Genomic DNA, 13,606 nt, shown 5'->3' on the forward strand with positions numbered 1-13,606 from the left:
CGCGCTGACTCATTCCGCGACACCCTGCCGCGCGGCTCGCCACCTGAACGGTGAAAACTTTTAGCAGCCGTTAACCATGCGCGGGCGAGCATGGAGCGTGGCCAGAAAGGCTGACTGACGAATCGCGCGCGCTCGCCGGACGGCGGCCGTTCGGTTCCCCCTTGAGTTTCAGCCCGCGCCATGAGTCCCGTTCGCCTCCTGATCGTCCTGATCGCCGCCGTCTCGGCCATCGGCCTGGCCGTGGTCCTGCAGCGCGCGCTGGGGGGCAAGCCGGCCGCCCCGGTCGCCGTGGCCGCGCCCGCCGCGCCGGGCAAGCCGATGACCCAGGTCCTGGTGGCCAAGCGCGACCTGCCGATCGGCACGCGCCTGGTGGCCGCCGACGTCGCCTGGCAGGCCTGGCCGTCCGACGCCCTCAGCGGCGCCTTCATCACCAATGGCGCGGCCCCGGCCGCGCCCGACGGCAAGGTCGAGGCCGCCAAGGCCGCCGTCACCGGCGCCGCCGACCAGATGATCGGTGGCGATCCGGCCAAGATCGTCGAGGGCGCGATCGTCCGCGACCCGATCCTGACTGGCGAGCCGATCACCAACCGCAAGATCGTGCGCGGTGGCGAGGGCGGCTACCTGTCCGTCGTCCTGACCCCCGGCAAGCGCGCCATGGCCGTGCCGGTCACGTCCGAGACCGCGGCCGGCGGCTTCATCCTGCCCGGCGACCGCGTCGACGTGCTGGTGACACACGAGGCCCAGTTCAACGCCACCGGCGACAGCGGCTCGGCCAACGGCCGGGTCGTCCAGGCCGAGACCGTCCTGCAGAACATCCGCGTCCTGGCCCTGGACCAGTCCACGTCCGCCGACAAGGACGCCAAGTCGATCGTCGCGGCCACCGCCACCCTCGAGGTCGGCCCGACCGAGGCCGAGGCCCTGACCCGCGCCAAGGCCGGCGGTCCGGTGACCCTGGCCCTGCGCGCCTATACCGATCTGGGCGGCCCCTCGGGCCTCGCCCAGAAGGCGGCCGTCGCGGACTCCACCATCCGCATCAATCGGGGCGGCCAGACCTCCAACGTCTCGGTGCGTCCATGATCCGCCCGGTGAAAGCTGAAATGTCCCTCAAGCGTCGCATCGTGACGGTCCATCTGGCCCTGCTGCTGGGCCTGTCCTCGACCGCGCCGGCCTTCGCCGACGGTCCGATCGGCGGCTCGCACGTCTATCGTCCCGCCGCCCGCTCGCGTCCGGCCCCGCCGCCGCCGGTCATGCCGATGGCGCCGCCGGTCGGCGAGCAGGTGACCCGCATCGTCCTCACCGCCGATCAGAGCGCGGCGACGGTCGAGCTGGCGCGGGGCAAGTCGGCGATCATCGAACTGCCCAGCGACGTCCGCGACCTGCTGGTCACCAACCCGCTGGTCGCCGACGCCGTGCTGCGTGACAAGCGCCGCGTCTATGTCGTCGGCCTGGCCGAGGGCGTCACCGACGCGGCCTTCTTCGACGCCGCCGGCCGCCGGATCGTGTCGCTGAACATCCGCGTCAGCCAGCCGGTCGACCAGCTGTCCGCCACCCTGGCGCGGGTGCTGCCCGACGCCCGCATCCAGGTCCAGCCGATCCGCGACAGCGTCGTGCTGACCGGCGCCGTGCGCAACGCCGCGGAGTCCGAGGCCGTCTCGCGCATCGCCGCCCAGTTCACCGGCAAGCCGGAGAACGTGCTGAACATGCTGACCATCGCCGGCAAGGACCAGGTGATGCTGCAGGTCCGCATCATCGAGGTGCAGCGCAACGTCATCAAGCAGCTGGGCTTCGACCTCAACGCCATCATGGGCCAGCTGGGCCAGGACCAGTTCAGCTTCGGCCTGTCGCCGACCTATGGCGTCAACGGCGCCCTGCTGGGCGGCGTGACCGGCGGCTACAGCCGCGACACCACCAAGGCGCCGGTGATCTCGCGCGACGTGAAGGTGCCGCTGACGAGCTGTGTGAACGGCGTCTGCACGACCTCCGAGACGCTGAAGGCCTACGACTTCGTGGATCCCAAGGATCCGCTGTCGACGATCCGGAACGTGGCCGGCAGCACCGGCCTCAACCAGGCCAAGAGCATGGTCCAGGCGTTCGAGCGCGTGGGCCTGGTTCGCACTCTGGCCGAGCCGAACCTGACGGCCGTGTCCGGCGAGGCCGGCCACTTCCTGGTCGGCGGCGAATTCCCGGTCCCGACCGGCAGCGACCAGACCGGCAAGATCTCGATCGAGTTCAAGCCGTACGGCGTGGGCCTGGGCTACACCCCGGTGGTGCTGTCGGGCGGCCGCATCTCGCTGAAGATCTCGACCGAGGTCTCCGAGCTGTCCAGCCTGGGCGCCTTCACGGTGTCCGCCGGCTCGGCCTCGACGGCCCTGACGGTGCCGGGCCTTTCGGTGCGTCGCGCCGAGACGACCGTCGAGATCCCGTCGGGCGGCTCGCTGATGATCGCCGGCCTTCTGCAGCAGACGACCAAGCAGACGATCGACTCTCTCCCGGGCATGACCTCGATGCCGATCCTGGGCACGCTGTTCCGGTCGCGCGACTTCCTGAACGGCCAGACCGAGCTGGTGATCATCGTCACCCCGTACATCGTCGACCCGACCCGTCCGCAGAACCTGCAGACGCCGGCCGACGGCCTGGTCTTCGCCAACGACATGAGCACGGTCCTGCTGGGACGTCTCAACAAGGTGGTCAAGGCGCCGGCCGGCGCGAACGTCGGGCGCGCGTACCAGGGCCCCGTTGGTTATGTGATCGAGTAGGACGCCGCCATGACGCACACGCCTTTCGTCAAGACCGTCCTGGCGGCCCTCGCCCTCGCCGGACTGGCCGCCTGCGCCTCGACGGCGCCGTCCGATCAGGGGCCGTCGAAGGCCGCCGCCACCGACACCCAGCAGTGGACGGACCGCATCAAGGTCACCTCCGCGCCGGACGAGATCGTGCTGGCCCCGCACGCCACCGGCCTGTCGGCCAACCAGTCGGCCGCGCTGGAGGCCCTGATGGACCGCTGGCTGCGGGCCGAGGCCCGCGAGCTGGTCGTCACCTCGCCCAACAGCTCGGGCGCCATGGCGACCCAGATCCGCGACCGCCTGGTCACCCTGGGCGCGCCGGGCTCGCGCGTGCGGGTGGTGGGCTTCAACCCGACCGGCCCCGAGGACGACACCATCCGCGTCGGCTTCCTGCGCTACGAGGCCGAGAAGCTGAAGTGCGGACAGCGCTGGGAAAACCTGGCCGCCACCCGCAACAACGAAGCCTATGACAACTTCGGCTGCGCCCTGGCCGCCAACCTTGCCGCCCAGGTCGCCAATCCCGAGGATCTGATCCGTCCGCGCGACATGACGCCGCCCGACGCCGGCCGCCGCGACACGGTGCTGGGCCTCTACCGCAAGGGCGAGGTGACCAGTTCCAAGAAGGACGACCAGGCCAGCGGCTCGATCTCGAAGGCGATCCCGTAATGCGGCCGTCCGACAACGACCCCTTCGACCTGGGCTTCGACGCCGCCGACGAGTTCACGACCGGCGCGAGCGATCCCTGGCGCGCCTCCGCCCCGCCGTCGCTGAACCCGACCGTGGGCGGCTTCGACGACCCGTTCGCCGACTTCCCGCCGGCCCGTCCGGAAGGGGGGCAGCCGCGCGCGCCCCAGGCCCCGCGTCCGGCGCCGCAGGCCCCGTCCCAGCCGCAGGCGCAACGCGCCGCCCCGGCCCCTCAGCCGCCCCCGCAACGGCGCGCGCCGCAACCGGCCGTCGCCGCCCCTGACGACGACCTCGACATCGCCGAGGCGGCCGCTCCGGTCTATCACGAGCCGATCTCGGACGGCGGCCTGGGCGACGCGGCGATCCCGCGCATCACCATCCACGCCTTCTGCGCCCGCCCGGAAACGGCGGCCCTGGTCGAGCACGCCGCCGCGGATCGCCGCATGGCCCGGGCCTCGACCATCGTCCGCGACGGCGGGCTGGAGGCGGCCGTCGACTACTACCAGAACCAGCCGACGCCCTCGCTGGTCATGGTCGAGACGATCGACGGCGCCCAGCGCCTGCTGCACCTGCTGGACAGCCTGGCCCAGGTCTGCGACCCGGGCACCAAGGTGGTCGTGCTGGGCCAGACCAACGACATCGCCCTGTATCGCGAGCTGATGCGCCGCGGGGTCAGCGAGTACCTGACCCAGCCGCTCTCGCCGCTGCAGGTGATCCGCGCCGTCGGCGGCCTCTACGCCGATCCGTCCGCGCCGTTCATCGGCCGCCAGATCGCCTTCGTCGGCGCCAAGGGCGGGGTGGGGGCCTCGACGCTGGCGCACAACTTCGCCTGGGCGATGGCCGAGAAGATGCAGACCGCCACGGTGCTGGTCGACCTCGACCTGGCCTTCGGCACCGCCGGCCTCGACTTCAACCAGGATCCGCTGCAAGGCGTCCTGGACGCCCTGACCCAGCCCGACCGCCTGGACCCGGTGCTGATGGACCGCATGATGGTCCGCTGCGGCGACCGCCTGTCGCTGTTCGCCGCGCCGGCCACGCTGGACGACGACTACGACATCGGCGCCGACGCCTACGAGGAGGCGACCCAGAAGATCCGCGGCGCCGCGCCTTTCGTGGTGCTGGACATCCCGCACGTCTGGAACGCCGCCACCCGCCGGGTGCTGGTCGGATCCGACGATCTGGTCGTGGTGGCGACGCCGGATCTCGCCTCCCTGCGCAACGCCAAGAACATCATCGACCTGGTCAAGGCGTCGCGGCCCAACGACGTGCCGCCGCGCCTGGTTCTGAACCAGGTCGGCGTGCCCGGCCGTCCCGAGATCCCGGTGAAGGACTTCGGCGAGGCCCTGGGCGTCCAGCCCTCGCTGGTGCTGCCGTTCGATCCCAAGCCCTACGGCCAGGCGGCCAACAACGGCCAGATGCTGGCCGAGGTGGCGCCCAAGTCGAAGGCCGCCGAAGGTCTGGAGCACCTGGCGCGCCTGATCAGCCGCCGCGAGCCGCCGCCCTCGCAGAAGTCCTCCGTGCTCTCGGGCCTGTTCAAGAAGAAGTAGATGTTCGGCAAGCGCGACCCGTCAGCCCCCGCCGAACAGAAGGCGCCGCCCCCCGCCCCGGCGGGCGGCGCGGCCATCGCCACGCGTCCTCAGCGGATCGAGCCGGCCGCCGCGCCGAACGCGCCCGCGCCGAAGGTCAACGGCCCCGCTCCCAAGGCGACGCTGGGCCTGGATCAGCTGCGCGCCGCGCAGGGGATCGCCGCCGCCCAGACGACCAACATCGTTCGCGAGCAGAGCGACTACTATCACGCCACCAAGACCACGATCTTCAACGCCCTGCTGAACACCATCGACCTGAGCCAGCTGGCCCAGCTCGACCAGAAGCAGGCGGCCGAGGAGATCCGCGACATCGTCGCCGAGCTGGTGGCGATCAAGAACGTCTCGATGTCGGTGGCCGAGCAGGAGCACCTGGTCCAGGACATCATCAATGACGTTCTCGGCTATGGCCCGCTGGAGCCCCTGCTGGCCCGCGACGACATCGCCGACATCATGGTCAACGGCGCCCACCGGGTGTTCATCGAAGTGGGCGGCAAGGTCCAGCTGACCAATGTCCGCTTCCGCGACAACATGCAGCTGATGAACATCTGCCAGCGGATCGTCAGCCAGGTCGGCCGGCGCGTCGACGAAAGCTCGCCGATCTGCGACGCCCGCCTGCCCGACGGCTCGCGCGTCAACGTCATCGCTCCGCCCTTGGCTCTGGATGGTCCGACCCTGACCATCCGGAAGTTCAAGAAGGACAAGCTGACCATGAAGAACCTGGTGGAGTACGCCTCCATCAGTCCGGAAGGGGCGCGGGTCCTGGGCGTCATCGGCGCCTGCCGCTGCAACATCGTCATCTCGGGCGGCACGGGCTCGGGCAAGACCACCCTGCTCAACACCATGACCGCCTTCATCGACCCCACCGAGCGGGTCGTGACCTGCGAGGACGCGGCCGAACTGCAGCTGCAGCAGCCGCATGTGGTGCGCCTGGAAACCCGGCCTCCCAACCTGGAAGGCTCGGGCGCGGTGACCATGCGCGACCTGGTCAAGAACTGCCTGCGGATGCGTCCCGAGCGGATCATCGTCGGCGAAGTCCGCGGCCCGGAGGCGTTCGATCTTCTCCAGGCCATGAACACCGGCCACGACGGCTCGATGGGCACGCTGCACGCCAACAGCCCGCGCGAGGCCATCAGCCGGATCGAGAGCATGATCACCATGGGCGGCTACGGCCTGCCCTCGAAGACCATCAAGGAGATGATCGTCGGCTCGGTCGACGTCATCGTTCAGGCGGCGCGTCTGCGCGATGGCAGTCGCCGCATCACCCACATCACGGAGGTGGTCGGCCTGGAAGGCGACGTGATCGTCACCCAGGATCTGTTCGTCTACGAGATCACCGGCGAGGACGAGCACGGCAAGGTCGTGGGCAAGCACCGCTCGACCGGCATCGCCCGCCCGCGCTTCTGGGATCGCGCCCGCTACTACGGCCTGGAGCGCGAGCTGGCCGAAGCCCTCGACGCGGCGGAGTAGGCGATGCTGTTCATCCTCGCCGGGATCCTTGGGTTCATCACCATCGCGGGCCTGGGCTTCGCCTTCGCCGGCGGGGACAGCGGCCAGGCCAAGGCCGCCAAGCGCGCCCAGATGATCGCCGGCGGCGGCGAGCGCCAGGCCGCGGTGCGCGCCAAGGCCGCCGCCAACACGCCCGACGCCCGACGCCAGAACATCCTCAAGGCGCTCAAGGAACAGGAGCGCAAGCAGAAGAAGGCCACGCTGAGCCTCGTCTCGCGCCTGCAGGCCGCCGGCCTGGGCGAGAACGTCAGGATGTTCTGGATGATCAGCGGCGGCCTGGCGGTGATCGTCGCCCTGATCGTCTTCGTGCTGAGCCAGAGCCTGCTGATCGCCCTGGCCGGGGGCTTCGCCGCGGGCCTGGGCCTGCCGCGCTGGGTCCTGGGCTTCCTGGCCAAGGGGCGGACCAAGAAGTTCACCGAGGCCTTTTCGGACGCCATCGACATCATCGTGCGCGGCATCAAGTCGGGCCTGCCGGTCCACGACTGCCTGAAGATCATCGGCAAGGAGAGCCCCGAGCCCCTGGGCGGCGAGTTCCGCACCCTGACCGAGAACATCGCCATGGGCGTGCCGATGGATGCGGCCCTGGAGAAGATGTACGAGCGCATGCCGACCAACGAGCTGCGCTTCTTCTCGATCGTGCTGGGCATCCAGGCCAAGACCGGCGGCAACCTGGCCGAAGCGCTGGGCAACCTCTCCACCGTCCTGCGCGCGCGCAAGCTGATGAAGGAGAAGATCAAGGCGCTCTCCGCCGAGGCGATCGCCTCGGCCTCGATCATCGGCTGCCTGCCGCCCGGCGTCGTCATGCTGATCAGCATCACCTCGCCGGCCTACATGAAGCCGATGTTCACCGACCCGCGCGGCCATCTGATGATCCTGGGCGGCGTCCTGTGGATGACCATGGGCGTCCTGGTGATGCGCAAGATGATCAACTTCAAGTTCTGAGGGGAGGACCGCCGTGAGTCTCGTCGCTTCCCTGACCGATCCCGGGAACCTGCTGACGGCGTTCATCGCCTTGGTGACGTTCGCCACGATCATCACCCTGGCCTCGCCGGTGTTGCGCGACAACAACCTCGAGGGTCGCCTGAAGTCGGTGGCCAACCGCCGCGAGGAGCTGCGTCGAAGGTCGCGCCAGAGCATCGCCTCGCGCGGCGCGGGCGGCGGCACCCTGCGTCACCAGGACGAGGGCCTCTACAAGAACGTCGTCGAGCGGCTGCAGCTGTCGCGGCTGCTGGAGGATCCCAAGGTCGTCGACAACCTGGCCCAGGCCGGCTTCCGCGGCCCGCGGCCGGTCACCACCTTCTACTTCTTCCGCTTCGTGGCGCCGTTCGTGTTCGCCGGGGTGGTTGGGTTCTACCTCAATGTCGTCAACGGCTTCGGCCTGCTGCCGATGCAGAAGCTGTGCGCCTGCGTCGCGGCCCTGGCGCTCGGCTACTACGCGCCCAACGTCTACATCAGCAACATCGCCCAGAAGCGCCGCGAGTCGATCGTGGCGGCGTTTCCCGACGCGCTGGACCTGCTGCTGATCTGCGTGGAAAGCGGCATGTCGATCGAGGCGGCCATCCAGAAGGTCGGCTCGGAGGTCGGCGCCTCGTCGATGGAGCTGGCCGAGGAGCTGTCCCTGCTGACCGCCGAGCTGTCGTACCTGCCCGACCGCCGCCTGGCCTACGAGAACCTGGCGCGCCGCACCAACCATCCGGGCATCAAGTCCGTGGCCACCGCCATGATCCAGGCCGAGCGCTACGGCACGCCGCTGGGCACGGCCCTGCGCGTCATGGCCAAGGAAAACCGCGAGCTGCGCCTCTCGGCCGCCGAGAAGAAGGCCGCGGCCCTGCCGGCCCAGCTGACCGTGCCGATGATCGTGTTCTTCCTGCCGGTGCTGTTCGTCATGATCCTGGGCCCGGCGATCCTGAAGGTGCAGGATATCTTCGGGAAGCACTGAGGTTTCCCACCCCGGAAAGACCCGTCCAACGCGTGGCGCGCGGCTTGCGCTGACCCGACCGTTCAGTTTCGGTTTGGGACAGTGGGATGAAACACCAATCGGGAAAGGGCCCTCCGGTTCGCGCGTTCGCGGCGGCCGAGGAGGGCGGCGCGGCCATCGAGACGGCGCTGTTGGCGGGCCTGGCGGCGTTCCTGGCGTTCGCCATGAAGAACATGGTGGCGGCGCCGCTGCTGGGCTTTCTCACCAGGGCCAGCCGGGTGCTCACCCAGGCGCTGGGAGCCTGATCACGCCGCGCGCGACCGGAGACCGGACGGCGATCCCGGCGGAGGTTCGCGGCGGCGCCTAGGCGTTCAGGTCGCCACGGCTTCCAGCTCCGCCATCACCGCGTCCGACAATTCCAGGTCCGCCGCCGCCAGGTTCTCGCGCAGGTGGGCGACCGACGAGGTGCCCGGGATCAGCAGGATGTTGGGCGACCGGCGCAGCAGCCAGGCCAGGGCTACCTGCATCGGCGTGGCGCCGAGACGCTCGGCCACGGCCGACAGGGCCGAGGATTGCAGCGGCGAGAAGCCGCCCAGCGGGAAGAACGGCGTGTAGGCGATCCCGGCCTTGGCCAGGTCGTCGACCATCGCGTCGTCGTGGCGGTGGACCAGATTGTACATGTTCTGCACGCAGGCGATGTCGGCGAGGCTCCGCGCCTCGGCGACCTGGGCCTGCGTGACGTTGCTGATCCCGATCTGGCGCACCAGCCCCTCGCGCTTCAGGTCGGCCAGGACGCCCAACGGCTCGGCGATCGAGCCCTCGGCCGGACCCATCATGTCGAACATGGCGCGGTAGTTGACCACGTCCAGCGCCTCCAGGCCCAGACGGCGCAGGTTGTCGTGCACCGCCGACCGCAGTTCGGCGGGCGAGGTCGCCGGCAGCCACGCGCCGTCGTCGCCCCGACGCGCGCCGATCTTGGTGACGATCACCAGGTCGTCGGCATAGGGGTGCAGCGCCTCGCGGATGATCTCGTTGGTGACGTAAGGGCCGTAATAGTCGCTGGTGTCGATGTGGTTGACCCCCAGGGCTACGGCCTCGCGCAGCACGGCCAGCGCCGCCGGGCGGTCCTTGGGCGGGCCGAACACATGCGGGCCGGCCAGCTGCATCGCCCCATAGCCCAGCCGCCGGACGGTGCGGTCGCCAAGCTTGAAGGTCCCGGCCCGATCCAGGCTGGAGGCGTCGATGCTGCTGGTCATGTTGCTCGTTCCTTGCGTTGTGGAGCGAGGCGTAGCATCTGAAGAATCCTTCAGTTTTGGAATTCGCTTTCGATGACCGCCCTCGCAACGCCGCTAAGGCCAAGGAAACAGCCGGTCCAGGCCCGGTCGGCGGCCACGATCGAGGCGCTGCACACCGCCGTGATTCAGGTTCTCACCCGTGAGGGTCTCAGCCGCTGCACCACCACGCGGATCGCCGAGCGGGCCGGCATGTCGGTCGGCAGCGTCTATCAGTACTACCCCAACCGCGACGCCCTGCTGGCCGCGGTGCTGGAGCGGCACCTGAGCGGCATCGCCGACGCGATGGAGCGGGTCTGCCTCGACAGCCGGGGCCTGCCGGTGGCCCGGATGGCCGAGGCCCTGGTCGAGGGCTACATGGCGGCCAAGTTGCGCGACGCTGGCGAGTCCCGGGCGCTCTACGCGGTGGCGGGCGAGCGGGGCGGGTTCGAGCTGGCGGCCCGCGTCTACAAGCGCATCGAGGCGGCGGTGACGGTCCTGCTGGCCACCGCGCCTGACGCGCGGTTCGAGGACCCCGCCATGACGGCGTCGATCGCGCTGAACGCCCTGGTCGGGCCGGTGCGCTCGATCCTGGACGGCCAGGCCACGCCCGCCTTCGAGGCGCGGCTGCAAGGCCAACTGGTGCTGCTGCTGACGGCGTATCTGGAGGCCGGCAGGGCCTGAGGGGCTATTGTCCGCCGCCGGCCTTCATCGCGTCCCAGCTGCGGCCGGAACCGGCCTGGCCGATGGCGGCGCGCAGATAGGCCAGGTTGTTGCTGACCTGCTCGGGCGGCAGGTCGGCGCGGGCCAGCTTCTCGGCTTCCGGCAGGCGGCCTTGCAGGCCGACCACCAGGGCCAGGTTCTGGCGCACCTGGACGCCGGCCGAGGGCAGGGCGGCGGCGCGGCGCAGCTGGACCTCGGCGCCGGCCAGGTCGCCCCTGGCCGCCAGATGCATGGCGTAGTTGGCCAGCGGCGTGGCCTCGGCGGGGGCCAGGGCCAGCGCCTGTCGATGCGCGGCCTCGGCCTCGTCGTCCCGCTCGGCCTGCTCGTAGGCCACGCCCAGCAAGGTCAGCGGACGCCAGTCCCTGGGATTGAGGGCGGCGGCCTTGCGGGCCGGCTCGATGGCGTAGAAGCCCTGGCCCCGGGCGATGTGGGCGCGGGCCAGCTCCAGAAGCAGCGGGGCGTCGTCGGGATGGGCGACCAGGGCCTTGGTCGCGGCCTCGGCGGCGTCGTCATTGCGGCCCAGGGCGCGCAGGGACTGGGCCAGGGCGGCGCCGGCCTCGGCGTCGCCCGGGTCGGTCTCGAATTCGGCGCCCCAGAACGCGGCGCGGGCCAGCGGGTCCAGGCGGCGGGCCTCGGCGCGCTGCTGCGGCGAGGCCTTCACCGGCGCGGCCTTGGCGGCCTCGGCCTGGGCGGGCTTGGCGGAGTCGGCGGCGAAGGCGGCCGGCGCGATCAGCAGGACGGCCGGGGCGAGCAGGGTTGCGACGAGCGCGCGCTTGCGACACATGGAAGACATGTCTCCAGAAGGTTCGCCCATTGTCCGGGCGCGGCCCTCAAGGAATCGTTAAGCATAATTTTAAAGGACTTCGTCGATGTCCGACGCGACGCATCCGATCCTGGCCGAGGCCAAAGGGCAGGCGATCCCGGTCCATCCGGTGAGCGAGGCCGAACTGGAGGCGTTTCTCGCCCGAAAGCGCGCGCCGGTAAGGACTTACGCCGCCGCCAACGCGTTCACGGGCAAGGCTGGCCAGGTGCTGGCTGTGCCCGGATCCAGCGGCGCCGTCGAGCAGGTGCTGCTGGGCGTCGGCGCCGGCCGCGTTGATCTGTCGCTGTTCCGGACCCTGGCCGGCAAGCTTCCGGCCGGGGAATACGCCCTCTCGAAGCTGCCCAAGGGAATCGATCCGGAGCAGGCGGCCCTGGCCTTCGCCCTGGGGACCTATCGCTTCGACCGCTACAAGAAGCGCGGCGAGCCGATCGCCCGGCTGGTGGCGCCCAGGGGCGTCGACGCCGCCGCCGTCACCGCCACGGCCCACGCCTGCGCCCTGGCCCGCGACATGGTCAACACGCCGGCCAACGACATGGGGCCGCTGCAGATCGAGACCATCGCCCGCGAGATCGCCGAGAAGTACGGGGCGACGGTCTCCGTGGTCACCGGCGACGACCTGCTAACCCAGGGCTATCCCGCCGTCCACGCCGTAGGCCGCGCCGCCGTCGAGGCCCGCGCGCCCCGGATGATAGAACTGAGCTGGGGCGACGCCTCGCACCCGGTCGTGGCGCTGGTCGGCAAGGGCGTGGTGTTCGACACCGGCGGCCTGGACATCAAGCCCTCGGCCGGCATGCGGCTGATGAAAAAGGACATGGGCGGCGCCGCCCACGCCCTGGCCCTGGCCCGGATGGTCATGGAGGCCGGCCTGCCGGTGCGCCTGGTCATCCTGACCCCCGTGGTCGAGAACGCCATCGCCGGCGACGCCATGCGGCCGGGCGACGTGCTGCAGACCCGCGCCGGCCTGACCGTGGAGGTGGGCAATACTGACGCCGAGGGCCGCCTGATCCTGGCCGACGCCCTGACCCGCGCCGCAGAGCTGAAGCCCGCCCTGACCCTGGACTTCGCCACCCTCACGGGCGCGGCGCGCATGGCCATGGGGCCGTTCGTGATCCCGTTCTGGACGCCGGACGACAAGCTGGCCGGCCAGCTTGAGACGGCGTCGAAGACCGTCGCCGACGCGCTGTGGCGGATGCCCCTGACCGAGGCCTATCGCGAGGCCCTGGACAGCGACATCGCCGACCTCAAGAACGATCCCGACGCCTGGGCCCAGGCCGGCGCGACCACGGCGGCCTTGTTCCTGCAGCGCTTCGCCCCAAATGCTGAAGGTGTGGGACCCTGGGCCCACTTCGACGTCTTCGCCTGGAACCCCAAGGGCCGCCCCGGATTCCCGGTTGGCGGGGAAGTCCAGGCGATCCGCGCCGCCTTCGCCATGCTCAAGGGCCGTTTCGCATGACGTTCGACAAGTTCAGTGGCGACACCCGCATCACCCTGGCCCGGCCGGACCTGGCCGATCAGCGCCTTGAGGGCCTGGCGCCCGCCGAACGCTACGAGGCCAGCCGGGTGATGGTCTGCGCCGCGCCGGCCAGCGCCATCCGCGCCGCCGCCGCGCCCGACGCCGAGCAGTGGGACCAGCTGCTGTTCGGCGAGATCTTCCGGGTGCTGGAGGAAAAGGACGGCTTCGCCTGGGGCCAGGCCCCGCGCGACGGCTATGTCGGCTATGTCGCGACCGGCGACCTGGTCGAGCAGGGCCATCCGCCGACCCACGCGGTGTCGGCGATCCGCACCTACGCCTTCGGCAAACCCGACATCAAGTCGCGGCCGGAGGGGCTCTACAGCCTCAACAGCCTTGTGACGATCGAGGCGCGCGAGGGCCGCTTCGCCAAGGCCGCCGGCACGGGCTGGTTCGTCGAGGACCACCTGACCCCGATCGGCCGCGGCGAGAAGGACTACGTGGCCGTCGCGATGCGTTTCCTGGGCGCGCCCTACCAGTGGGGCGGCCGCGAGAGCCTGGGCCTGGACTGCTCGGGCCTGGTGCAGCAGGCGCTCTACGCCTGCGCCCGCGCCTGTCCGCGCGACACCGACATGCAGCGGGGCTTCTTCGCCGAGATCGCCGAGGCCGACCGCCGGCGCGGCGACCTGGTGTTCTGGAAGGGCCACGTGGCCATCCTGCTGGACCCCGACACCATCCTCCACGCCAACGCCCATCACATGGCCACGGCCATCGAGCCCCTGGCCGAGGCGATCGCCCGGATCGAAGCGACGCCGACGGGCGCGGTGCTGGGATATCGGCGGGTTTAACTCCCTCTCCTTCA

Annotated in this window: 13 protein-coding genes; 11 read left to right on the forward strand and 2 right to left on the reverse strand. The window is 70.6% G+C overall.

Translation table 11 applies throughout. The annotated features are described in order from the left end of the window. Positions 1 to 180 precede the first annotated feature (180 nt). From cpaB to EIK80_RS03755, 8 genes are all read left to right on the forward strand, one after another. On the forward strand, positions 181 to 1,077 hold the full coding sequence (gene cpaB, locus EIK80_RS03720) for a Flp pilus assembly protein CpaB (protein ID WP_125155603.1): 897 nt from the start codon (positions 181 to 183) through the stop codon (positions 1,075 to 1,077). 20 nt (positions 1,078 to 1,097) lie between these two features. Then, complete coding sequence (locus EIK80_RS03725; RefSeq protein ID WP_370450181.1) at positions 1,098 to 2,756, forward strand: type II and III secretion system protein family protein; 1,659 nt, start codon at positions 1,098 to 1,100, stop codon at positions 2,754 to 2,756. Positions 2,757 to 2,765: 9 nt separating this feature from the next. Beyond that, positions 2,766 to 3,449 (forward strand): CpaD family pilus assembly lipoprotein, encoded by a 684-nt coding sequence (locus EIK80_RS03730; protein ID WP_125155605.1) that lies wholly within the window; start codon positions 2,766 to 2,768, stop codon positions 3,447 to 3,449. After that, positions 3,449 to 5,014, forward strand: coding sequence for a CpaE family protein (locus EIK80_RS03735; protein ID WP_125155606.1), 1,566 nt, complete (start codon positions 3,449 to 3,451; stop codon positions 5,012 to 5,014). Before EIK80_RS03730 ends, EIK80_RS03735 begins: the two co-directional genes overlap by 1 nt. Continuing rightward, positions 5,015 to 6,520, forward strand: coding sequence for a CpaF family protein (locus EIK80_RS03740; protein WP_125155607.1), 1,506 nt, complete (start codon positions 5,015 to 5,017; stop codon positions 6,518 to 6,520). It begins immediately after the preceding gene. Positions 6,521 to 6,523: 3 nt separating this feature from the next. Then, positions 6,524 to 7,501 carry a type II secretion system F family protein gene (locus tag EIK80_RS03745; RefSeq protein WP_125155608.1) on the forward strand — a complete coding sequence of 326 codons (978 nt, stop codon included), beginning with the start codon at positions 6,524 to 6,526 and terminating at the stop codon, positions 7,499 to 7,501. A 13-nt stretch (positions 7,502 to 7,514) separates the two neighbouring features. Further along, the gene (locus EIK80_RS03750; RefSeq protein WP_125155609.1) at positions 7,515 to 8,498 is read left to right on the forward strand and encodes a type II secretion system F family protein; all 984 of its coding nucleotides are present in this window, start codon (positions 7,515 to 7,517) and stop codon (positions 8,496 to 8,498) included. A gap of 86 nt (positions 8,499 to 8,584) precedes the next feature. Further along, positions 8,585 to 8,782 carry a hypothetical protein gene (locus EIK80_RS03755; protein WP_125155610.1) on the forward strand — a complete coding sequence of 66 codons (198 nt, stop codon included), beginning with the start codon at positions 8,585 to 8,587 and terminating at the stop codon, positions 8,780 to 8,782. 66 nt (positions 8,783 to 8,848) lie between these two features. Here the strand turns inward: EIK80_RS03755 and EIK80_RS03760 are convergent, their stop codons facing one another. Then, positions 8,849 to 9,733, reverse strand: a complete 885-nt coding sequence (locus EIK80_RS03760; RefSeq protein WP_125155611.1) for an aldo/keto reductase family oxidoreductase — start codon at positions 9,731 to 9,733, stop codon at positions 8,849 to 8,851. Positions 9,734 to 9,805: 72 nt separating this feature from the next. On the opposite strand from EIK80_RS03760, the gene EIK80_RS03765 reads away from it, so the two are divergent. Next, complete coding sequence (locus EIK80_RS03765) at positions 9,806 to 10,432, forward strand: TetR/AcrR family transcriptional regulator (RefSeq protein WP_125155612.1); 627 nt, start codon at positions 9,806 to 9,808, stop codon at positions 10,430 to 10,432. 4 nt (positions 10,433 to 10,436) lie between these two features. Here the strand turns inward: EIK80_RS03765 and EIK80_RS03770 are convergent, their stop codons facing one another. After that, positions 10,437 to 11,255 carry a tetratricopeptide repeat protein gene (locus tag EIK80_RS03770; protein ID WP_125155613.1) on the reverse strand — a complete coding sequence of 273 codons (819 nt, stop codon included), beginning with the start codon at positions 11,253 to 11,255 and terminating at the stop codon, positions 10,437 to 10,439. 85 nt (positions 11,256 to 11,340) lie between these two features. On the opposite strand from EIK80_RS03770, the gene EIK80_RS03775 reads away from it, so the two are divergent. Together EIK80_RS03775 and EIK80_RS03780 are read left to right on the forward strand one after the other, a co-directional pair. Beyond that, positions 11,341 to 12,747 carry a M17 family metallopeptidase gene (locus tag EIK80_RS03775; RefSeq protein ID WP_125155614.1) on the forward strand — a complete coding sequence of 469 codons (1,407 nt, stop codon included), beginning with the start codon at positions 11,341 to 11,343 and terminating at the stop codon, positions 12,745 to 12,747. Next, a complete protein-coding gene (locus tag EIK80_RS03780) occupies positions 12,744 to 13,592 on the forward strand; it encodes an NlpC/P60 family protein (RefSeq protein WP_125155615.1) in 849 nt (282 codons plus the stop codon). The genes EIK80_RS03775 and EIK80_RS03780 overlap by 4 nt, the downstream gene beginning before the upstream one ends. The last annotated feature ends 14 nt before the right edge of the window (positions 13,593 to 13,606 follow it).

Origin of the sequence: Caulobacter sp. 602-1 (assembly GCF_003931565.1) — a bacterium.
GTDB lineage: Bacteria > Pseudomonadota > Alphaproteobacteria > Caulobacterales > Caulobacteraceae > Caulobacter.